This window comes from Pseudoalteromonas fenneropenaei (genome assembly GCF_042643375.1).
GTDB lineage: Bacteria > Pseudomonadota > Gammaproteobacteria > Enterobacterales > Alteromonadaceae > Pseudoalteromonas > Pseudoalteromonas fenneropenaei.
The window spans coordinates 213,761-234,449 of the sequence record NZ_JBHRSD010000001.1 but is presented as its reverse complement, the minus strand read 5'-3'; the positions used below and the strand labels follow the sequence as shown (position 1 = coordinate 234,449).

The following is a 20,689-nucleotide window of genomic DNA, read 5'->3' as shown; positions in this document are numbered from 1 at the left end:
CAACTTAAGCTAGAAACTCTTAAAACCCGCTATTTTGGCGGGTTTTTTCATGGTAATTATAGCGATATTTGGGTTATTCATTGAACTTGCAAATATCTCTAGTGACTCAGTAGAGTAATGAAAATATGCTGAAAAACTGCTAGAGTGCGGACCTATATCTAACAAAGCGCGAAGAGCGAGGAATATAACATGGCGGGATTTTGGAACTACCGAGTAATTTTATGTGAAGGTACGGGCACTGAGCCAACTTTGTATCAAATTCATGAAGTGGAATACAACCTCAACGGTAAAGTGACGAACTGGTCAGAAACAGGCGCAGCACCAGTTGGTGAAACTGTTGAAGAACTACTAGCTGACACAGACCGTTTAAAAAGCGCTTTTAGCAAGCCAATATTGAAAGTGGTACGTCAACCGCGCGGCTATGAGCTGGTTGAAGTCGAAACGGGCGAGTTGGCGAGTGCCGAGCCACCAGCGGGTCTAAACGCGTAATGATTGAAGGAGCAAAGGGATGACACTAAAGGCAGTATTATTTGATTTTGACGGCACTTTGGTGGACTCCGAAGCCTTACATTACCACAGCTGGTGTAAGGTGCTTGCTCCTTATGGCATTGGCTATTCAGAAGCGACATTTTGTGATGAATTTTCAGGTGTGCCCACACTTGAGTCCGCCGCTATTTTAGCCAAACGCCATCAACTGCCCCGCAGTGCCGAGGCGCTGACCGACGAAAAAAATCGTTACTTTATTGAAACCGCCAAGACTATGGTGCCGAATTTAATGCCGGGTGCGAAAACTGTGTTGGCGCAGTTGCAAGGACAAGTGAGGCTTGCTTTGGTCACCGGCAGCAGTAAAGCTGAGGCCATGCCAGTACTGCAACATTATGGCTTGCTTGATTATTTTGAGACCATAGTGTGCAAAGAAGATGTCACTGCACCAAAACCTCATCCAGCGCCTTACTTACAAGCACTAGCGCGAATGCAGCTGAGCGCAGAGCAAGCGGTGGCAATTGAAGACTCGGGCACTGGGCTGCAATCAGCCTTGGCCGCAGAGCTACGTACAATAGTCATTCCAAACGCGCATTCTAAAGACCAGAACTTTAACGGTGCTTGGTATCGCGCAGTCCACCTTGAAGATGCAGTAAAGACTTTATTAGCACTCGCAAAATAACCTTGATCAGCTAGACTAAGAATGAGTTTGCTTCGGCGAGCTTAATTCTCATCAGCATTCAAGGATTGATGCAATGCGTAAACTCGTTATGTTGTCGTGCCTATGTGGCACTTGGTTATATTCATCTTCATTTTTAGTAGCCGCCAATCCATCATTTTCCCCACCTATGCAACTGGCTCAAGTCTATGCTGAGCAGTCGGTAGACAATTATTTGGTCTCGGAAAAGTTTGATGGCGTGCGCGCTTACTGGGATGGGAAACAGTTATGGACACGAGGTGGGCAGCTGATCAAAGCGCCTGCTTGGTTCACGCAACATTGGCCTGGCGAAGCACTCGACGGTGAGTTGTGGTCCGGCTATGGTGAGTTCAATGAGCTCAGTGCTTTGGTGCGCACATCACAAATCAACGAGCAAAAATGGCACAAGGTGCAGTTTTTGGTGTTTGATGCCCCATCTAAAGCGGGTAGTTTTAGTGAGCGTTACTTGTACTTTAGTCGTTTACTAAGCGACCTGAACATAAGCCATGTTAGTGCTATCCTGCAGCGGCAAGTGACGGATAAAGCTGAACTTGAGCTTTGGTTACAACAAGTTATCGCACGCGGTGGCGAAGGATTAATGCTACATCATAAAGCGGCCTTACATCGTGATGGTCGCAGTGATGCGCTGATGAAATATAAACCCTACTTAGATGCGGAAGCTGTGGTGATTGGCTACCAAGCAGGGAAAGGCAAATATCAAGGGCAAGTAGGGGCCTTGATAGTCCGAGATGCCAATGGGGTTGAATTTAAGCTCGGTTCTGGCCTAAGTGATGCAGAGCGCTTGTCACCCCCTGCGCTTGGCAGCACAGTCACTTATCGCTTTCAAGGCGTGACCAAATACGGTAAACCAAGATTTGCGCGCTATTTACGGGTGAGGGAAGCGCTATAGACGAGTGAAGAAGCAAGAAGATAAAACACAGCGAGATTTGCACGCTGTGTTTTATTCACTTTTCTGTTCAAGCTCACGGCATGCTCTTATCGCTTATAGCTCGCTATATTCAGTCAGGATTTGGGTTATCCAAGTGGTGATGCGCTCATCACTTTTATCATATTGGCTATCCTCATCTAGCGCTAAACCAACAAAGTTTGCGCCATCATCACATAGCGCTTTTGACGCTTCGAATTCATAGTCGCTGGTGTTGGGCCATTTTCCGATAAATGTCACACCTTGCGGGGCTATTTTTGCGTGTAGCATGCCTAATGCGTCTTGAAACCATTGGCCATAACCTTGCTGATCACCCATGCCAAATAGCGCGATGGTTTTACCGGACAGATTGACGCTATCAATATCGTCCCAGTGGGACTCCCAGTCTTCTTGTAGTTCACCAAAGTCCCAAGTCGAGATCCCGAAGATCAACAGGTCAAAATCTGCTGCTAACTGTAATGGTTGGTCTTTAATATTGTGTAGGGTAATGAGTTCATCACCGATAATATCGCGGATCTTTTCGGCTGCCATTTCGGTATAACAGGTGGTTGAGCCGTAAAATAAGCCAATTCTCATGATGTTTATCACTTTCGCTGAGACTGATATGATTGGGGGCAGAGTCTACCTGATGAAGGCAAAATTTGAAACATGAGACCTGAGAATGACTCAGTCATGACGCGGCCCGCCAGTGTCAACGCACAACCGGACAACGAAACCTTGCTAGAAGCATTTCTTGACAATTTATATCTCGAGCAAGGTTTGAGCGAAAACACCTTAGCGTCTTATCGCAGTGATTTATTAAAATTTCAGGCGTTTTTAGGCGAAGGGCTGTTTTGGGATGTCACCCATGAAACAGTAGAAAGCTATTTAGCTGCGCGTATCGATGCAGGATTAAAATCTCGCAGTACCGCCCGTGCACTCAGTGCGATGAAACGATTTTACCAATTTTTGCAACGTGATTACGGGTTGCCTGCATCGCCACTTGTTCATATTGAGCAGCCTAAACTTGCACAATCATTACCCAAAACTCTGACTGAAGCTGAGGTTGAAGCCTTACTTAATGCCCCAGATTGTGACGATGCGATGGGGCTTAGAGATAAAGCTATGCTTGAGTTGTTGTATGCGGCAGGGCTGCGAGTGAGTGAGCTAGTTAGCTTACGTATGGAGCAAGTCAATTTACGCCAAGGGGTAGTGCTGGTGCGCGGTAAAGGTGGCAAGGAACGCATGGTGCCGATGGGAGAGGAAGCGCAAGATTGGGTGTTGCGTTTTATTCAACATGGCAGGCCGCAGATGGTTAAACACGCCACCGACTTTTTGTTTCCATCCAAACGCGGTATCGGCATGACACGACAAACTTTTTGGCATCGAATCAAACACTATGCTATTTTGGCTGGAGTTGTGTCGCCGTTATCACCACACACTTTACGCCATGCTTTTGCTACACATTTGTTAAATCATGGTGCTGATCTGCGCGTCGTGCAGATGATGTTGGGTCATAGCGACTTGTCAACCACGCAGATTTACACGCATGTGGCGAGTGAAAGATTAAAAACCTTACATCAAACACATCATCCACGTGCTTAATGGAATTTAATTGGCTTTATCCGGTCTTATTAACACATAACGGATTTTTAAGAGATAGAGAAATGAAAAGATTAGTTTTAGCGGCGGCTATGTTATGCAGTCTAAGTGTTGTTGCTGAGCAGGAAGCAGTCAGTGCTGTACCTGTAGTTGCACCTTCACCAGTAGTGGCAAAATTTGCTGAGTTGGGTGTGGTGGTAAAAGACATACGCCCAAGTCCAATTGCAGGATTATTAACGCTTATTACCGATAAAGGCGTGCTTTATGGCAGCCCAGATGGTCAGTATTTAATGCAAGGCACATTGCTGGACATTGATAAGCGCGTAAACCTCACTGAAGATGCGTTAAGTGATGTACGTAAAGACGGCGTAGCCGAATTTACCGATTCTATGATTGTTTACAAAGCGGCCAACGAAAAACATCAGATCACTATCTTTACAGATATCACTTGTGGTTACTGCCGTAAACTACACCGCGAATTACAAGACTATTTAGACGCAGGTATCACAGTGCGTTATTTAGCATTCCCACGTGGCGGATTACGCGGTGATGGTTACGAAGATTTACGTAATGTATGGTGTGCAAAAGACGCCGCTAAAGCCTTGACTGAAGCAAAAGCAGGTAATGCGGTAGCAAAAGTTGAAAACTGCCAAGCGCCAGTTGCAGAGCATTATCAATTAGGCCAAAGCTTTGGTATTTCAGGCACGCCAGCCATTATTCTTGAAGATGGTACTATGATCCCAGGTTATCAACCTGCAGCAAGTTTGGCGCAGATACTCGAAGAACACAGCAAAAAATCGTAAACTGTGCGATAAGAGTAGAATGAAAGAGGCCCTGAGGGGCCTTTTTTAATATCTTCAGTATCCTGCTGAGATAGCTGTGTGCCGGAATAAAACACTATGAATAAACTAATCCAAGCCCGCCCTAGGGTCGCTGATGACCATTTGCCCACCTCACTACATCCGGTGATCCGCCAGCTCTATGCTACGCGTGGTGTCGCGTCAGTGGAAGAGCTAGATAACTCTGCCAAAGGCTTATTAGATTTTCGCTTATTCAAAGATATCGATAAAGCTTGTGCCTTGTTGAGCGAGGCTCTACAAGCGCAAGCACGAGTGCTGGTGGTAGGGGACTTTGATGCCGACGGCGCGACTAGTACGGCACTGCTCATGAGTGGTTTACCTGCATTTGGTTTTGCGCAAGTGGATTACTTAGTGCCAGATAGATTTAGCTTGGGCTATGGCTTAAGTCCGGCTTTAGCTGAGCACATTATTGCGTTGCAACCTGAGTTGGTGATCACAGTTGATAATGGTATTTCGTGTATTGCGGGGATTGCTAAAGTCAAAGCGGCAGGCATTCGTGTATTGGTTACCGACCACCATTTACAGGGGGTTGAATTACCTGATGCTGATGCGATAGTGAACCCTAACCAACGCGACTGTCAGTTTCCGTCTAAATCCATAGCGGGTGTAGGGGTGGCGTTTTATCTTTTAGTCGCGCTACGCAATCACTTACGCCAAATCGGCTACTTCCCAGCCCAAGGTGGACCAAATTTAGCAGAGTTGTTGGATTTAGTGGCGCTCGGTACCGTTGCTGATGTTGTTGCATTGGATGCCAACAATCGTACCTTAGTGTACCAAGGGCTTGCGCGTATTCGCAGTGGTCAAACGCGCCCTGGGATCAAAGCATTAATAGAAGTGGCTAATCGCAACGCTGCTACTTTGTCTGCCAGCGATTTTGCCTTTGCCTTAGCACCTCGTTTGAACGCGGCGGGCCGTCTAGATGATATGAGTTTAGGCATAGCCTGTTTATTGTCAGTTGACGATTATCAAGCGCGCCGCATTGCCGCTGAGTTAGATAGTCTTAACCATGAACGACGTGAAATAGAGCAGGGGATGCAGCAAGAAGCCCTTGCAGCACTGGAAAAAGTGCTTAACTCAGGTTCGGCTGTCCCTGATGCTGTGTGTTTATACCAAGATGATTGGCACCAAGGTGTGATTGGCATTTTAGCGGGACGCTTAAAAGAGCTGTATCATCGCCCAACCATTATTTTTGCTGATGGTGACGAGGGGGAGATCAAAGGCTCATGCCGTTCTATCGATGGTTTACATATGCGCGATACCCTTGAGCTGCTCAATAGTCAACATCCTGGACTTATTGTGAAATTTGGCGGCCATGCGATGGCGGCGGGTCTTACTATTCGAGCTGAGCATTTCGCGCACTTCAAACAAGTATTTGTCGCTGAAGTTAGTCGCAACCTCAGTGAAGAAGATAAACAAAGTGTGGTGTTAACGGACGGTAGCTTACCAACAGAGTGTTTCAGCTTAGACTTTGCTTTTTTACTGCAACAAGCAGGCCCGTGGGGGCAGAAATTCCCAGAGCCACTATTTGATGACGTATTTGAGCTAGTGCAGCAGCGCATTGTTGGCGATAAGCATTTGAAATTAGTGTTAAAACACCCAGCAGGTAAACTGGTGGATGCCATTGCTTTTAACGTTGATTTGCGCGCTTGGCCAAACAGCGCCGCGCGCTATGCTCGGGTTGTATACCAGTTAGACAGTAATGAATTTCGTGGCAAAACCAGTTTGCAATTATTGGTACGGGAAATCCAAGCGCAATAATGCATAAAAAAAGCCCAAAAAGCGTGAATTTGTGCTCTGCAAACAGGCGGAAATTTGCTAGCATATCCCGTTTTATAAATATCCGATTTTGCGCCCAAACGAGGCGCTATAAAAGCATTTGGAGTGATGTAGATGTTTGAAGTGAATCCTGTGATTAACCAAATCAAGGACATTCGCGAACGTACCGAGCTGCTACGGGGGTATCTTTGACTATGCGCTAAAGCAAGAGCGCCTAGAAGAAGTGAATGCAGAGCTGGAAGACCCAGCAGTTTGGAATGAACCAGAGCGCGCACAAGCCTTGGGCCGTGAAAAATCAAGCCTAGAACTGGTGGTTGAAACTATCGACAAATTGGTTGCCGGCGCCGACGATGTGGAAGGCTTAGTCGAGTTGGCGGTTGAAGCCGAAGATGAAGACACCTTTAACGAAGCTCAAGCCGAAGCCAATGTATTACTTGAACAGTTAGAGCTGTTAGAGTTCCGTCGGATGTTCTCGGGTGACCACGACAGTGCAGAAGCTTATATCGACTTACAAGCGGGTTCTGGCGGCACCGAAGCGCAAGACTGGTGCAACATGCTGCTACGTATGTACTTACGTTGGGCAGAAGCAAAAGGCTTTAAAACTGAGATCATCGAAGCAACCGATGGTGACGTCGCAGGCATTAAAGGTGCAACCGTGCGAGTGAGTGGTGAATATGCTTATGGCTGGTTACGCACAGAAACTGGCGTACACCGCTTAGTGCGTAAGAGCCCATTTGATTCGGGCGGTCGTCGCCATACTTCGTTTGCGTCAATCTTTATTTACCCTGAAATCGACGATAATATCGAAATCGATATTAATCCTGCTGATTTACGTATTGACGTATACCGCGCCTCTGGTGCAGGTGGTCAGCACGTTAACCGGACGGAATCTGCGGTGCGTATTACGCACTTGCCAACCAATACGGTAGTGCAGTGCCAGAACGACCGTTCACAGCACAAAAACAAAGATCAAGCGATGAAGCAGCTGAAAGCAAAGCTTTATGAGCTGGAAATTCAAAAACAAAATGCTGAAAAGCAAGCGCAAGAAGACGCCAAATCGGATATCGGTTGGGGCAGTCAAATTCGTTCATACGTGCTTGATGACTCACGTATCAAAGACTTGCGTACAGGGGTTGAAAACCGCAATACCCAAGCCGTACTAGACGGCGACCTAGACAAATTTATCGAAGCCAGCCTGAAATCTGGCCTGTAATCCACAAGCTAAACAAGAGCTAGAAAATGACAGATCATATTCAAGACGAAAATAAACTTATCGCCGAGCGCCGCGCCAAATTGGACGCTATTCGCGAAAAGTGTCCGGCCAATGGCCACCCGAATACTTTCCGCCGTGAAGACTACACAGGTGATCTACAAGCTAAGTTTGGTGATAAGACGAAGGAAGAGTTAGAAGCCCTTAATCACCAAGTTGCGGTTGCAGGTCGTATTTTAGCCAAGCGCGGTCCATTCTATGTATTACAAGATATGAAAGGCCGTATCCAAGCTTACGCCTCAAAAGAAGCGCAAGTGACGTTAAAAGACCAATATGGTGTGCTGGATATCGGCGACATCATTGGTGTGAAAGGCCCGCTACAAAAATCAGGCAAAGGCGACTTGTACGTTGATATGGTTGAGTTCGAACTAGTGACTAAATCACTGCGTCCTCTACCAGAAAAATTCCATGGTTTAACTGACCAAGAAATGAAATACCGTCAACGTTATGTTGATTTGATCACTAACATGGATACCCGTGAAACCTTCCGTATCCGTTCAAAAATCATCGACGGTATTCGTCGTTTCTTAACTGACCGTGATTTCATGGAAGTAGAAACACCAATGCTACAGGTGATCCCAGGTGGTGCATCAGCGCGTCCATTCGTCACTCACCACAATGCGTTGGACATTGATATGTACCTACGTATCGCCCCTGAGCTTTACTTAAAGCGTTTAGTGGTGGGTGGTTTTGAGCGAGTGTTCGAAATTAACCGTAACTTCCGTAACGAAGGTTTATCAACCCGTCACAACCCAGAATTCACAATGATTGAATTCTACCAAGCGTATGCTGATTACAATGACATGATGGACTTAACCGAAGACATGCTGCGTACTGTAGCGCAAGACGTGTTAGGTACCACGACTATCATCAATACCAAGCGTAATGCGGATGGGGAAGTGTTAGAGACCATCGAATACGATTTTGGTAAAGCGTTTACGCGTCTTTCAATGTCTGATGCTTGTATTCAGTACAACCCAGATGTTGATCCGGCGATCTTCAAAGATCCAGCCAACCATTTTGAAGAGCTAAAAGCTTACGCGAAGAAAATTCACGTTAAGATCCCAGCCAACTGCGTATGGGGCCCAGGCAAGTTCTTATGTGAAATCTTTGAAGAAACCGCTGAGCACATGTTAATTCAACCGACGTTTATCACTGAGTACCCGTGGGAAGTATCGCCACTGGCGCGCCGTAATGACGAAAATGAATTTATCACTGACCGTTTTGAGTTCTTCGTTGGTGGCCGTGAATTAGCGAATGGTTTCTCTGAGTTAAACGATGCCGCTGATCAAGCAGCACGTTTTATGCGCCAAGTGGAAGAAAAAGACGCGGGTGATGATGAAGCGATGCACTATGATGCGGATTATATCAATGCATTAGAGTACGGTTTACCACCAACAGCGGGTGAAGGTATCGGTATTGACCGTCTGGTGATGCTGTTTACTGATTCGCAAAGCATTAAAGATGTTATCTTATTCCCACATATGCGTCCGCAAGTGGATTAAGTTAAACATTGAGATTTAAAAGGCGCCTCGGCGCCTTTTTATTTGTCACAAAGTTGGTTTTGCGAAAACTTAAAGGGTAAAAGCGCCACAATCAATTTGTCTAACGTCCAAATTATGCTTTTACTAAAGCCTGATCGTTGATTTGGCTAAGGGCAACTACCCATGTAAGAAAACATAGCTTCACCAGCTCGGTTGTAAAATGTCCATTTACATCTACCACCACCTAAGCTAACCCCTGGTGAACGGTTGTAATCGGCGGGTAAACTAATTGTCATCCCAGAAGAATTGCTACCAGTCACTGTCGCTGGATAATACGAGTTCATTTTTTCGATAAGGCAAGCAGGGACGCCTTCGATTGGTGCTGTGGCACGTTTCATATTACCTAGTTTTATCCCTGCAAACTTAGTCATATCCTCGTTTAATCGTATATCAATACCTTGGCTTAAATCGACGTTATAGACAACACGATGGTGCCCATTGGCAGGGTCATAAAAATCCATGTTGACCGTTCTGGTATCGGGTAGATACTCAACAGTTCCATTTTCATCAATACTTGTTATTCCAACCGTAAATTTGAGTGAAGTTAATCTTCTTGCGGTATAAGCGTTATTAAGACTACCGAACTCTTTAATCAGCTGACTTTCAGTTTGTTCTTGAATTGCGGTACGGATTCTAGGATCAAAAGCTGCATTCAGTGCGTGAGTCACCGCTTCGTTTTCGCAAAAGTTTCCGGAAGCCATTTCTACATGAGTTTGACTATGATTCAATGTTGCCTGCACGGTAGGTGAACTATAATAGTCAGAGACCGCTTTAGTTGCTCTATCCCAAGCATCATAATAGTCAATGATATCACCAGTGAGGGTGTTTAAGTCCTGTGGTAATGGTAAAGGGCTAACGCTTATACTGTCAGAAGCAATTGACGCTGCTTGCCCTTGTATGGAGTGGGAGACGTTAAACAACCATTTTTGCTTCGTTGTACCATTAAAAATCACCACCGCTTGAGCTGTGGAGTAACACTGTTGCCCATCATTCTGGTCAAACTGCCCACCGCCATCATAGCAAGTGAGTTTAGGTGCATACTTTTTCGCAAATATTGCTGCATTGCTTGCATCACAGCCATAGCACAGCTCCCCTTCATAAACTTTTTGATCGGCTGCTGTTGCGGGTGATAAATATACAGCGCTAAGTACTGAAAAGCCTATAAAAAAGTGACTTATATTACTGATTTTCATAGTTAATATCCTTATTCTAAAACACATTATCCAACCTGTGAATAATGAGGTGATGTTATCTTTGCTTGTCTTTTTTGTAAATGTGATTTGTTCCTTTTTCTGTGTGCAGTGAATTGGGGAGGGCTTTTGCAAGTGCTAAATTGAGGGGGATAAATGCTTTTAAGCGATAACTCATATTGTTATGTATAATTGGAGGGGTAATTTTATCGTAATTTTATGTGCGATTTATCTTACATTAAGAGTAATTATATAGTTATGTTATTGATTTAAAATAATTGTTTTTAAGTTGCTGCGAAAGTAAATCTTAACCGATGGGCAAGCTTCAAGTTGTTAAATAGCAAAGCTGTTGTTGATTATTTATACTCTCTGGATATCTTTCAGGAGCAACACGACCTTCAGCCATGTCAGAAAAACAAAAAAAATCTCAGGATGTTGATGCCGAACGACTTACTTACTATCGCGCATGCATGAGTCAGTTTCATGCTTTAGGATATCTCGATAACATGGAGCAGTTTTCCACTCCGCGTAAATCTGACGCAGGACAGTTCACAGATAATTCAGAAAAACTTAGCCCTAAGCCGAGTTTATAGCCAAGAAGATTCACTTTTTTAGGCCGAGCTGTGCAATCTATCACCATATAGACTGTTTTTACAAGAAAAGTGTTTGACTTATTTTCTCAACCCATTATTATACGCCCCACAAGACGGAGAGGTGGCCGAGAGGCTGAAGGCGCTCCCCTGCTAAGGGAGTATAGGGTTTGTAGCCCTATCGGGGGTTCGAATCCCCCCTTCTCCGCCATTCTTGTACTCCGGACGCGTAGCTCAGCTGGATAGAGTACCTGGCTACGAACCAGGCGGTCAGAGGTTCGAATCCTCTCGCGTCCGCCACTTTTCTTCAAGTGGATAAAGATGAAGAACACCAATACGGACGCGTAGCTCAGCTGGTTTCAGAGAAACCAAAGCGCAGCTTTGCAGTTCGATGAAAGCGAGTCAGGACGACGAGCCGGAACCATGCTACAGGATGTATTTAGGCTCCGAAAACAATATACGGACGCGTAGCTCAGCTGGATAGAGTACCTGGCTACGAACCAGGCGGTCAGAGGTTCGAATCCTCTCGCGTCCGCCACTTTTCTTCAAGTGGTTAAAAATGAAGAGCAACCTAATGCGGACGCGTAGCTCAGCTGGTTTCAGAGAAACCAAAGCGAAGCTTTGCAGTTCGATGAAAGCGAGTCAGGACGACGAGCCGGAACCATGCTACAGGATGTATTTAGGCTCCGAAAACAATATGCGGACGCGTAGCTCAGCTGGATAGAGTACCTGGCTACGAACCAGGCGGTCAGAGGTTCGAATCCTCTCGCGTCCGCCACTTACTTCAAGTGGTTAAAGATGAAGAACACCGATGCGGACGCGTAGCTCAGCTGGATAGAGTACCTGGCTACGAACCAGGCGGTCAGAGGTTCGAATCCTCTCGCGTCCGCCATCTTCACTTGAAGCAAAAGCCAACGAAAGTTGGTTTTTTTGTTTTTGGCCTGCGTAAAATCAACTTTCCTCCGCGTTGCCGCTAGGCTCACAGCTCGATTAGACAAAAACGCAAAAACCATCGCGCTTCTTCGACTGATCACGCTAAACTACACTCCCAAGTTGAACGTGGTTGTTGTCCAGTATGCGCTATTTACTGATTATTAGTTGTTTACTCTTTACTCTCCCAAGTTACGCATTGACAGTTGCTGCAGAGCAATTGGGCGCTTATTTACCATTATTACAAGGTAAAAAAGTGGGCCTGATAGTGAATCACACATCTTTAGTTAAAGATGCCCATCTGGTTGATGTGTTGCAAGCTAAAGGTATTGAGGTAAAACGTATTTTTGCACCTGAGCATGGTTTTCGTGGTGACGCTGACGCCGGGGCTAGCATAGCTGATGGTATTGATCTGAAATCGGGTTTACCGATAGTGTCGATTTACGGCGCGAGCAAAAAGCCAGCACCGCATTGGCTGCAAGATCTCGATGTATTGGTGTTTGACATTCAGGATGTTGGCGCGCGTTTTTACACTTATATCTCGTCCATGCACTATATGATGGAAAGTGCAGCCGAGCAGGGTCTTGAGTTTATTGTATTAGACCGACCAAACCCCAATATCGCCTATGTCGATGGCCCAGTGCTAGAGGCGCCTTTTCGCTCTTTTGTTGGCATGCATCCTATTCCTCTGCTACACGGCATGACGGTTGGTGAATTGGCGCAGATGATTAAGGGCGAAAATTGGTTTGCCGGCAGCGAGAAGTTGCAGCTTAAGGTTATTCCTGTTGCAGATTATGATGCCAGTATGAGCTACGCGTTGCCAGTTTCACCTAGTCCGAATTTACCGAATGCACAGGCGATTGCTTGGTATCCATCGCTGTGTTTGTTTGAACCTACCCAAGTCTCAATAGGCAGAGGTAGTGATTGGCCATTTCAAGTTATCGGCCACGACAAGGTAAAACTCGGCAATTTTAGTTTTACCCCTAAACCTAACTTTGGTGCGGCTAAGCCGAAACTCGAAGGTCAGCATTTATATGGTTTAGATCTGCGGACGCTAACCAGCCAAGGCTTGGATCTGTCCTTATTGTGGCAGACGGCAAAGTTATTTCGTGATGCGAAGACTGAGCTTATCACCAGCGAGCGCTTTTTTGACAAACTAGCAGGTACTGACAAGGTGCGGCTTGCGCTCAATAAAGGTGAGAGTTTGGAGAGTGTGGTCGCGAGTTGGCAAGCAGATCTGGCGCGGTTTAAGCTCAAACGGCAACCTTATTTGCTTTATGCACGCGAGGTGCATAAAGCAACGGTAGAGGCTGTTCAATCTAAGAATTGACGGATATTCTCATTGGCTTTTTGGACGCGCTTTTGCCAATGTAAATTAGACTGTGACAATGCGATAAATAGCACATCTAACACAAAGCTTTGTGATGCACGTGTGATTATCGCACTGTGCTCAATAGGATCTTGACCACTGATGGTGTGTAAGGTGATGTCGGCATGGTCACTGAGCGCGCCGATATTGTAGCGGGTTAGTAAGATCACTTGGCAGTCTTGTTGTTTGGCTTGCCTGGCAAGCTTTTGCAGATTTTTACGCTCACCAGTATCGCTAATAATAAACAATACATCATCTTTAGCAAGGCCACTTAAGCTATTCACTGTACTGATTAAATCCGGCTCACACTGGGCATTGACACCAAGCTTTTGGAGTTTAAATACCGCATCTTTGGCGACTAAGGCGGAGCTGCCTTCAGCAACAAAGAGCACGCGCTTTGCCGCTTTTAAACGGCCGATCACGGCATCGGTTTTTTGTGTATCATTGAGCTGGACTGTATCAAGTAGGGCTTGATGTTTGAGCTGGATAAGCTTTTCTGCAATGGTATTGAGCGTGTCGTTGTTGGTAATTTTATTATCAACAGGGGATACCTGCTGATTCTGCTGGTTTAAAGCATCGACCACACCGAGCTTAAAGTCGGGAAAGCCGCGATAACCGAGTTTCTGGGCAAACTTGACTACGCTTGATTGACTGACGTTGGCCATTTTGGCTAACTCAATCGATGACAATGCACGGATCTCTGCGGAGTGGTTGAGAGTATAGTGCGCGAGTTTACTTTCACTGTTTGACAAACTGGGCAACAGCGCGTTGATTTTTACAAATAATGACATGCCAACCTAGTAACTTGTTATTTTTGTATCCATTATAGGTTCATTCGGAACGGTACGATAGTGTTTTTGGAAATTTTTATGGCAAGCCGTCTGGGTGTTTGGGTGTCTTATCTTGCGCTGTAGCACTGAGTTTAGCTTGGCAAGTTGGTAATAACTGATTAAGCTAGTTGACTTTTAGTAAGCTGAACATGCCTGTGTTGAGAGGCAAATGAGGATTTATGACCTGGTACTCGATTTTGCCACCGCTTATCGCGATCGTGGTGGTGTTTTGGCGTAAGGAAGTCATTTTAGCGCTGGTGTTGGCGCTGATGTCATCAGAATTGCTACTTGCCATCCACGACCAAAGTAATCTGTTGTCGGGCACTTTTGTCGGTAGCATTGAACGTATGGTGAGTGTGGCAACATCACCCGGCAACAGCCGCATTCTAATTTTCAGTATCATCATTGGTGCGTTATTGGCATTTATCCGCGAATCAGGTGGCGTCGCGGCGACGGTGAATATGCTGCTGCGCCGTGGTGTGGCGAAAAGTAAACGTCAGGTAGGCTTCCTCACTATGTTTACTGGGATGGCGGTGTTTATTGAATCTAATATGAGTGTGCTGACTTCAGGGATAGTTGCGCGTGGTTTATTCGATAAATTTAAAATGAGTCGTGCGCGTCTCGCTTATATTATTGACAGCACTAGCGCGCCAGTGTGTATCTTGATTTTACTTAATGGCTGGGGCGCTTATGTACTTGGTTTGCTCAGCAATTATGAATTAGAGCAATCCGCGGTCAGCGTGCTGTGGGGGAGTGTGGCGTTTAACTTTTATGCCATTTTCGCCTTGTTAATTGTCGCCTATACCATTGCGTTTGATAAAGTGCACGGGCCGATGAAAGAAGCCGAGCAGCAGTTGCAACAGCTTGATACGCCGCTTGCCAGTGGACCACAAGCAAGCAAATCGCGCTTTATGTTAGTGCCGCTTGCGACGCTGATTATTAGTATGATTGGTTTTATGTTCTGGACCGGTGATGGCGTGCTTGCGAGTGGTAGCGGCTCTAAGTCGGTACTGTACGCAACTATTCTGGCGTGTAGTGTGGCTTATATACTGTTGTTACAGGCTAAACGCTTCAATCATGGCGAGCTGATGGAGATTGGCTTTAAAGGCATGGGCGAACTATTGCCGCTGGTGAGCATAGTACTGTTATCGCTGACTTTAGGTGCCAGTTTAAAATCCTTGGGCACAGGTGTGTTCGTCGCGTCTTTGGTCGGTGATTATTTACCGCTGTATTTGATAGTGCCAGCGCTATTTTTAACTGGCGCCGTGATGTCGTTTACTACGGGGACATCGTGGGGTACCTTTGCGATTTTGATCCCCATTGGCGTGCCACTTATTCAAGCACTCGGTTTACCGCCCGCTTTAGTTGTAGGCGCTATTTTAAGTGGCGGGATTTTTGGCGACCATTGTTCGCCTATTTCTGATACCACTGCGGTATCTGCGCTGGCGTCAGGTTGCGATTTATTGACCCACGTTAAAACCCAGCTGCCGTATGCGTTAGTGGGTGGTGTGTTGTCTTTAATCGCATTCTTTATTGCCAGCGTGATAATGCTCTAAGGGCTGCTATAACTAGTAGGCTTACTCCCTAACATGCTAATGGTAGAAATTTCGCCGTTTGCGCTTCTTTGTAAGGCCAGCCATTGTGCTGGCTTTATGTTTTCTGGAACTTATTGCTGCTCTGTCAAAAATTCGTTTCGGCTCTGCGGTCCTGATAGTGGCTTCGGGTGGGTAACTTGGATTGATCGGTACGATAGGCGATGCTTGATTTTCCTGTGGGTCTGCAAACGTTGGTAAGATAGGTGCGCTGCTAGTAGGTCCTGCTATACCCAAAATAGTATCAGTGATATTAGAGTCAGGATTGATTGTTTCTGATGCTATGCGCGGTGGTTATGGTGTGGCCTCTGTTGGTCGTGGCAGCAGCTTTCGCTTGTTCACCGGAGTGTTTGATGGCATTTGCGCAAAAGATCAGTCAATGTTTATTTCTGTGTCGCGTTGCGTTGAATTGAATATTACTGCTAACACTTGCCAGCAGAAAAAGGGATGAAATTTTTTTAGTTTTTTCCCCCTTCGGGTAAAATGCGATAACCAAATAGCCGGAAAGTTGCGGCGTTTCTCAGAGGTATTTTGACATGCAATTACGTGAAATAGATAAACCGCGCTACCGCAAACATTTAAATTATGTCATTTGGGCTTGTATTGCGGCACTTACCATCGGGAGCTTAGCGATTGCACAGCTATTTATTCTATTGTTTCCAGACCAAAGCGGCAGTCATTTCCATTGGAACTTGCTTGGGGTGGTCGTGACTTGTGCAGTGATAGGGAGCGTGCTAAATCATTATCGCCGTCACCCATTTATGACAGAAGTGGTTTATGTGTGGGAATTAAAACAGGCCCTAAATCAGCTTACTCGAAAAATGGCTAAGTTAAAAAAGGCGGCAGAGCAGGGCGATGTGACGGCACTCCAAGCTATTCATTTTAGCTACAGCGGATCTCGGCAATTGTGGCAGCTGGACGATAACACCATAACGATGGACGATTTGGCGCGTTGGCAAACCGAACTGAATGCTTTGGCTGAGAAATATCAAGTGACGTTGGATGTCTCACGCTACGACCCTGCTAGTCTCAAGCAATATTAAGTACTCAAGCTTTACTCATAAAATGCGAAGTTATTGCGGCTGGATTGCTTAACTCGATACATAGCGCTATCGGCTTTTTCAATTAACTCATGTAATGAGTCGGCATGGTTGGGGAAGCTTGCAACCCCAACCGAGGCGCTAATACGCAGAGACAAGACCTGACCTTCTTTGTTATAGGACATGGCGGCGGCGGCATTACTAACCAAATGTGCCGCGATTTTCGTTAAACCTTCTTTACTGATGTGCGGCACTGCAACAATAAACTCGTCGCCGCCCCAACGGGCGACTAAGTCGTCATTACGTACGCATTCTTTGAGCTTAACTGCGATGTGCTTAAGCATTGCGTCCCCAGCATTATGACCATAAATATCGTTTATCGGCTTAAACTTATCTAGATCAACCAAAAGCAATGCAAAAGGAATTTGATTATCAAGCCAAAACCGTAGTTTTAGCTCAGCGCCATAGCGATTGTTAAGACCGGTGAGCGGATCAAACTGTGCTTTTTGTTTAAGCTCCTTGATCATATTGCGTTTATAGCTGACATCGTTAATAAACGCTTGTAAATACAACCCTTCATCACTCACAGTGGGGATCAAAATAATATTTAACCACACAGGAAAATGCGTCAGTCCGCTTTCAAACTCAATCTCCAACTGTTTAACAGTGCGGTGTGCAAGGCAATCATTGAAGAGATTTTGCAGCAGCTCTGGAGATTTGCACAGAGGCAATAACATATCGGGGAAGGTTCCTTCATAGTCAACGTTTAGGCCAACTAGCAAGTCTTGCGCAGCGTCATTAGCTAAGTCGACTTCACCACTGTTATGCACCAATAGTGTGGGGGTAGATGCGCGTTCAAACATCATCCGAAAACGTTGTTCAAGCGTGGCAATAGCATCCCGTAATTCTCGTTCTTGCGAGAACAAATCCTGAGTCTTATCTAATAGTAGATTAACACTGTGGGCAATTTGCCCAATTTCGCTATGATGGTGGTTTTTCGGAATCGCAAGCCGTTGTTCTTCTCCTGGGGGCAATAATAAGAGTTGCCGAGAAATCGCACTCATTGGTCGAGTTACTAAAATGTATGCCAAGAGCACAAAGAAGAGTAGCATTGGTGATGTGACTAGTAGCAAAGTTTGCAGGCTTTCACTGGCGATGGTATCAGCCTGAGCACGGATAAATACTTCATTTGGCACTAATACTATTTCCCCCACCTGTGCATTGGGTATAAAGGGATGCGCTAAAGTAAACATATTACCCGCTTGGCCTTTGTAAAGACTACTTCTTGCTAATGTTTGTTTATCGACATTGATTTGCGCAGCAAGTATCACATCGTTACTGATAAGGCCATTGAGCACTTCGATGGCGAGATCTTTGTCTTCAAGGTACGCGGCAATTGAGGCCGTGGCAGAAACCGTTTGTCCTATTTGTTTGATCACTTCATTGGAACGAGTCAAAGCATCAGAATAAACACTGCGGTAGTAGAGCTGAGAGTAGAGCGCACCAAAGAGAACACTGGCAAGAGCTAGCGCTAAGGTTAACCTTATGATTAAGCTAGACTTATTTATCAAGCGTGAACACCACCTTCACTTGATCCGTGACATCTTTGGCCCAAATATAGCCTATGGCAAGCGGATCTCTGGACACTGCTTTGATTATGGCATCAGAATTTGGCATAGCAACTGGTGTTGAAGCTTTGCCGCTGAATTTTATTCTTGAACGATAAGCGTTTATCTGACTTAAGCTACGACCAGTAAGACGCTCATAAAAATGTTGTTTAAGCGGATCTTCGGAGCTGATATCAATAGGCAAGGCTGGGCTGCCATTATCAAAAGCTTGTAATTTACCCATGTATAAATCAATCAGGGTGCGCTGTGATACATGTAAGACAGGGTTGTTGATGTTCGTTATCACGACGATGCTCTCTGAAGCTTTTGCGATGACGCTGTTAGCGAGCAGTAGGATACAAAACAGCAGCGCCTTCATAGTTCGAAAATCCAGTTACTGGTGATACTAAATGAAGAAAATGTCTTATCTTCAGGCTGAGTGAAATCATGTAAATATAAGCCTGATGGCTGATGCGCGACTTTGTTAAAGTCGTACTGACACTTTACTGCCCAAGTATCAGAGAGATCATAGCGCCAACTCAAAGAATAACTGTCTTGACGTAAACGGTAGAAGTCGGTTGCGGTTTTCACAGCATCGTACAATACCATCAGCGGTGGTAGCGCTACCAGAGGTTCAGCTATCTCGGGTGCATCCGCTTGAATATGGGCGTGGGTAAAGGTAAATGTGTGCTCAGCCACGCGTTTACTGACACTGATATAGGCACTCAACAAATTATTCAATAAAATACTGCGTGAGTCGACAAACGAAACTTCTGACTGCACCACATAATCGATATTGTCAAAGCGTAAACCTAGGGCGCTGTAGCGCAGTTTGGTATTGGTAAATTGTAAAGAATCTTTCAATTCCATGGCCATAGGCCAGATATTGGGTGGAACTTGAGCTAAACCACCAACTAATTCTTGTTGCCCTGGATAACCGTCATCAGCTTCAGTGAGTGTGTGATTGGCGCGAAACAGCCAGTTATCTTGCTCTAATTGCAGCACCAAACCCATGATATTGTCCGCAGTAAAGTCCCAGCGAAAATCCCCATCACTGATAATCGGCGCAGTACTTTTGCCAAAGTAAGCTTTGGTGGTGAGCAAACCTAAATCGGTATTACTTTTATAGCTGATATCTAATCCATCTACGCTTTCATTGGGGATAATACCGTAAAACTCGGTTGGTAAATGGGTTGTGCTGTAAGCGTAACCTATATCTCTAAAATCAGTCATCATGTAGAGATCAAAGGCTGTCCGGCCAGCTCTTAGGGTAATATTTGGGGTTGGTGAATAGCGCACAAATGCGAGTTTTATTCTATCTTCAGCATCATGTGAGGCGTCATCTTTAATAATCGCCTGACCTATTATTTGCCATTCTTGAGAGAGTTGCCATTCTGCTTGAAGGCCCGCTGAGCTGAGCTGTTTCCAATCGAGTTGGCCTGCAAAAACAGCATCGTGCTGACTCACTTGAGAACGCACACCAACATACTCAGAGTTGCTGGCAAAAGCTCCGATATTCACAAAAGCATCGAGTTTTACTTCTGCAGCAGCCATAGTCGAGCTGCAAAGCAAGGTAACGGCAATTAATGAGCGCATAGAATTTTAAATTTATTTTAAGAGTTGCAATACAAGCGTAGCACATTTTCACTTACAGTTGTGCTTGTGTTTAACACTATTCGCTCCCATATATTAGCAATAGTAATGAGTTTATGTGATAATATCACGATAATTGAGAAAGGTTAGACGTCGTGGCACAAGTAAGAGCAAGAGTTGAGCTGAATGTGGGGCAGCGCAGTCATATCCCTGCTGAAATCGTTTCTTTTAGTGGCCTTAAAGATGGTGTTGAACATGTTGCGGTGATTTTTAATCAAGCCGACCAAAATCAACATACGCCGCTTATAAGAATGCATTCGGAATGTTTAACTGGTGATGTGTTTCACTCCTCTCGCTGTGATTGTGGTGAGCAGCTTAACGAAAGTATTGAGTTAATGCACCAACAAGGCGGTATTCTCTTGTATCTGCGCCAAGAAGGCCGCGGTATTGGGCTTTACAATAAAATTGATGCTTATGTTTTACAATCTCAGGGCATGAACACCTACGAGGCCAATAATCATTTGGGTTTTGCAGATGATTTGCGAGAGTTTAGTGATGCCGTTTTAATGCTTCAGGCGTTGAACATCAAACAAGTCCGATTGATGACCAATAACCCGAAAAAACTTAATGCGCTGCGCGATGCAGGTATTGAAGTCGAAAGTGTGGTTGGCACACATGCGCACATTAAATCGGGTCATGTTGGTAACCGCGCCTACCTTGAAACTAAAATCCAGCATGGTTCTCATATGCTTGATATTAAAAAGATCAGTAAACCTTGATAAGATAGTGCC

General features: G+C 45.3%; 18 protein-coding genes and 5 tRNA genes. 17 read left to right on the top strand and 6 right to left on the bottom strand.

Features of this window, described 5'->3' with window-relative positions; translation table 11 throughout:
• Positions 1-189: 189 nt before the first annotated feature.
• The 3 genes from ACFOEE_RS01055 (at position 190) to ACFOEE_RS01045 (ending at position 2,090) form a co-directional block, all read left to right on the top strand.
• Positions 190-489, top strand: coding sequence for a hypothetical protein (locus ACFOEE_RS01055; RefSeq protein ID WP_377120014.1), 300 nt, complete (start codon positions 190-192; stop codon positions 487-489).
• A gap of 19 nt (positions 490-508) precedes the next feature.
• A complete protein-coding gene (locus tag ACFOEE_RS01050; protein ID WP_377120012.1) occupies positions 509-1,165 on the top strand; it encodes an HAD family hydrolase in 657 nt (218 codons plus the stop codon).
• A 73-nt stretch (positions 1,166-1,238) separates the two neighbouring features.
• Positions 1,239-2,090: a DNA ligase gene (locus tag ACFOEE_RS01045; protein ID WP_377120010.1), complete on the top strand. Its 852-nt coding sequence runs from the start codon at positions 1,239-1,241 to the stop codon at positions 2,088-2,090.
• Positions 2,091-2,183: 93 nt separating this feature from the next.
• Here the strand turns inward: ACFOEE_RS01045 and fldB are convergent, their stop codons facing one another.
• Positions 2,184-2,702 carry a flavodoxin FldB gene (gene fldB, locus ACFOEE_RS01040; protein WP_377120008.1) on the bottom strand — a complete coding sequence of 173 codons (519 nt, stop codon included), beginning with the start codon at positions 2,700-2,702 and terminating at the stop codon, positions 2,184-2,186.
• Positions 2,703-2,798: 96 nt separating this feature from the next.
• Here fldB and xerD point away from each other — a divergent pair, with 96 nt between their 5' ends.
• The 5 genes from xerD to lysS all read left to right on the top strand — a co-directional run bounded on the left by xerD (position 2,799) and on the right by lysS (position 9,118).
• Positions 2,799-3,710: a site-specific tyrosine recombinase XerD gene (gene xerD / locus ACFOEE_RS01035; protein ID WP_377120124.1), complete on the top strand. Its 912-nt coding sequence runs from the start codon at positions 2,799-2,801 to the stop codon at positions 3,708-3,710.
• 62 nt (positions 3,711-3,772) lie between these two features.
• Entirely contained in the window at positions 3,773-4,510 is a 738-nt protein-coding gene (dsbC, locus tag ACFOEE_RS01030; RefSeq protein ID WP_377120006.1) for a bifunctional protein-disulfide isomerase/oxidoreductase DsbC, read from the top strand.
• Positions 4,511-4,606: 96 nt separating this feature from the next.
• On the top strand, positions 4,607-6,325 hold the full coding sequence (gene recJ / locus ACFOEE_RS01025; protein WP_377120004.1) for a single-stranded-DNA-specific exonuclease RecJ: 1,719 nt from the start codon (positions 4,607-4,609) through the stop codon (positions 6,323-6,325).
• 132 nt (positions 6,326-6,457) lie between these two features.
• A protein-coding gene (gene prfB / locus ACFOEE_RS01020) for a peptide chain release factor 2 (RefSeq protein ID WP_377120002.1) occupies positions 6,458-7,556 on the top strand; the annotation gives its coding sequence in 2 pieces (ribosomal slippage) (positions 6,458-6,532 and positions 6,534-7,556; 1,098 coding nt in all).
• Positions 7,557-7,582: 26 nt separating this feature from the next.
• On the top strand, positions 7,583-9,118 hold the full coding sequence (lysS, locus tag ACFOEE_RS01015; protein ID WP_377120000.1) for a lysine--tRNA ligase: 1,536 nt from the start codon (positions 7,583-7,585) through the stop codon (positions 9,116-9,118).
• 146 nt (positions 9,119-9,264) lie between these two features.
• Here lysS and ACFOEE_RS01010 read toward each other — a convergent pair whose 3' ends face one another.
• Positions 9,265-10,350: a hypothetical protein gene (locus ACFOEE_RS01010; RefSeq protein WP_377119998.1), complete on the bottom strand. Its 1,086-nt coding sequence runs from the start codon at positions 10,348-10,350 to the stop codon at positions 9,265-9,267.
• Between the two features lie 705 nt (positions 10,351-11,055).
• On the opposite strand from ACFOEE_RS01010, the gene ACFOEE_RS01005 reads away from it, so the two are divergent.
• The 6 genes from ACFOEE_RS01005 (at position 11,056) to ACFOEE_RS00980 (ending at position 13,197) form a co-directional block, all read left to right on the top strand.
• Positions 11,056-11,148, top strand: a tRNA-Ser gene (locus ACFOEE_RS01005).
• Positions 11,149-11,160: 12 nt separating this feature from the next.
• Positions 11,161-11,237, top strand: a tRNA-Arg gene (locus ACFOEE_RS01000).
• Between the two features lie 161 nt (positions 11,238-11,398).
• A tRNA-Arg gene (locus tag ACFOEE_RS00995) sits at positions 11,399-11,475 on the top strand.
• Positions 11,476-11,638: 163 nt separating this feature from the next.
• Positions 11,639-11,715 (top strand) — tRNA-Arg (locus tag ACFOEE_RS00990).
• A gap of 37 nt (positions 11,716-11,752) precedes the next feature.
• Positions 11,753-11,829: transfer RNA gene (locus ACFOEE_RS00985), tRNA-Arg, on the top strand.
• 183 nt (positions 11,830-12,012) lie between these two features.
• Positions 12,013-13,197, top strand: a complete 1,185-nt coding sequence (locus ACFOEE_RS00980; protein WP_377119996.1) for an exo-beta-N-acetylmuramidase NamZ family protein — start codon at positions 12,013-12,015, stop codon at positions 13,195-13,197.
• On the opposite strand, the gene ACFOEE_RS00975 is transcribed toward ACFOEE_RS00980, so the two are convergent.
• Positions 13,182-14,027 carry a MurR/RpiR family transcriptional regulator gene (locus tag ACFOEE_RS00975; RefSeq protein ID WP_377119994.1) on the bottom strand — a complete coding sequence of 282 codons (846 nt, stop codon included), beginning with the start codon at positions 14,025-14,027 and terminating at the stop codon, positions 13,182-13,184. The genes ACFOEE_RS00980 and ACFOEE_RS00975 overlap by 16 nt on opposite strands.
• Positions 14,028-14,245: 218 nt before the next feature.
• Between ACFOEE_RS00975 and ACFOEE_RS00970 the strand changes: the two genes are divergently transcribed.
• A complete protein-coding gene (locus tag ACFOEE_RS00970; protein ID WP_377119992.1) occupies positions 14,246-15,622 on the top strand; it encodes a Na+/H+ antiporter NhaC family protein in 1,377 nt (458 codons plus the stop codon).
• Between the two features lie 572 nt (positions 15,623-16,194).
• Positions 16,195-16,701 carry a DUF3087 domain-containing protein gene (locus ACFOEE_RS00965; RefSeq protein WP_377119990.1) on the top strand — a complete coding sequence of 169 codons (507 nt, stop codon included), beginning with the start codon at positions 16,195-16,197 and terminating at the stop codon, positions 16,699-16,701.
• A gap of 11 nt (positions 16,702-16,712) precedes the next feature.
• Here ACFOEE_RS00965 and ACFOEE_RS00960 read toward each other — a convergent pair whose 3' ends face one another.
• Genes ACFOEE_RS00960 through ACFOEE_RS00950 form a run of 3 tightly spaced genes read right to left on the bottom strand, consistent with a single transcriptional unit; the run spans position 16,713 to position 19,859 of the window.
• Positions 16,713-18,269 (bottom strand): sensor domain-containing diguanylate cyclase, encoded by a 1,557-nt coding sequence (locus ACFOEE_RS00960; RefSeq protein WP_377119988.1) that lies wholly within the window; start codon positions 18,267-18,269, stop codon positions 16,713-16,715.
• On the bottom strand, positions 18,259-18,684 hold the full coding sequence (locus ACFOEE_RS00955) for a hypothetical protein (RefSeq protein WP_377119986.1): 426 nt from the start codon (positions 18,682-18,684) through the stop codon (positions 18,259-18,261). Before ACFOEE_RS00955 ends, ACFOEE_RS00960 begins: the two co-directional genes overlap by 11 nt.
• Positions 18,681-19,859, bottom strand: coding sequence for a hypothetical protein (locus ACFOEE_RS00950; RefSeq protein ID WP_377119984.1), 1,179 nt, complete (start codon positions 19,857-19,859; stop codon positions 18,681-18,683). Before ACFOEE_RS00950 ends, ACFOEE_RS00955 begins: the two co-directional genes overlap by 4 nt.
• A gap of 194 nt (positions 19,860-20,053) precedes the next feature.
• Here ACFOEE_RS00950 and ACFOEE_RS00945 point away from each other — a divergent pair, with 194 nt between their 5' ends.
• Positions 20,054-20,677: a GTP cyclohydrolase II gene (locus tag ACFOEE_RS00945; protein WP_377119982.1), complete on the top strand. Its 624-nt coding sequence runs from the start codon at positions 20,054-20,056 to the stop codon at positions 20,675-20,677.
• Positions 20,678-20,689 lie beyond the last annotated feature (12 nt).

What these genes read in the sequence shown, in the direction of transcription:
- ACFOEE_RS01055 (WP_377120014.1), top strand. Translation starts at nt 190, where the DNA reads ATGGCGGGATTTTGGAACTACCGAGTAATTTTATGTGAAGGTACGGGC.
- ACFOEE_RS01050 (WP_377120012.1), top strand. Translation starts at nt 509, where the DNA reads ATGACACTAAAGGCAGTATTATTTGATTTTGACGGCACTTTGGTGGAC.
- ACFOEE_RS01045 (WP_377120010.1), top strand. Translation starts at nt 1,239, where the DNA reads ATGCGTAAACTCGTTATGTTGTCGTGCCTATGTGGCACTTGGTTATAT.
- fldB (WP_377120008.1), bottom strand. Translation starts at nt 2,702, where the DNA reads ATGAGAATTGGCTTATTTTACGGCTCAACCACCTGTTATACCGAAATG.
- xerD (WP_377120124.1), top strand. Translation starts at nt 2,799, where the DNA reads ATGACGCGGCCCGCCAGTGTCAACGCACAACCGGACAACGAAACCTTG.
- dsbC (WP_377120006.1), top strand. Translation starts at nt 3,773, where the DNA reads ATGAAAAGATTAGTTTTAGCGGCGGCTATGTTATGCAGTCTAAGTGTT.
- recJ (WP_377120004.1), top strand. Translation starts at nt 4,607, where the DNA reads ATGAATAAACTAATCCAAGCCCGCCCTAGGGTCGCTGATGACCATTTG.
- lysS (WP_377120000.1), top strand. Translation starts at nt 7,583, where the DNA reads ATGACAGATCATATTCAAGACGAAAATAAACTTATCGCCGAGCGCCGC.
- ACFOEE_RS01010 (WP_377119998.1), bottom strand. Translation starts at nt 10,350, where the DNA reads ATGAAAATCAGTAATATAAGTCACTTTTTTATAGGCTTTTCAGTACTT.
- ACFOEE_RS00980 (WP_377119996.1), top strand. Translation starts at nt 12,013, where the DNA reads ATGCGCTATTTACTGATTATTAGTTGTTTACTCTTTACTCTCCCAAGT.
- ACFOEE_RS00975 (WP_377119994.1), bottom strand. Translation starts at nt 14,027, where the DNA reads ATGTCATTATTTGTAAAAATCAACGCGCTGTTGCCCAGTTTGTCAAAC.
- ACFOEE_RS00970 (WP_377119992.1), top strand. Translation starts at nt 14,246, where the DNA reads ATGACCTGGTACTCGATTTTGCCACCGCTTATCGCGATCGTGGTGGTG.
- ACFOEE_RS00965 (WP_377119990.1), top strand. Translation starts at nt 16,195, where the DNA reads ATGCAATTACGTGAAATAGATAAACCGCGCTACCGCAAACATTTAAAT.
- ACFOEE_RS00955 (WP_377119986.1), bottom strand. Translation starts at nt 18,684, where the DNA reads ATGAAGGCGCTGCTGTTTTGTATCCTACTGCTCGCTAACAGCGTCATC.
- ACFOEE_RS00950 (WP_377119984.1), bottom strand. Translation starts at nt 19,859, where the DNA reads ATGGCTGCTGCAGAAGTAAAACTCGATGCTTTTGTGAATATCGGAGCT.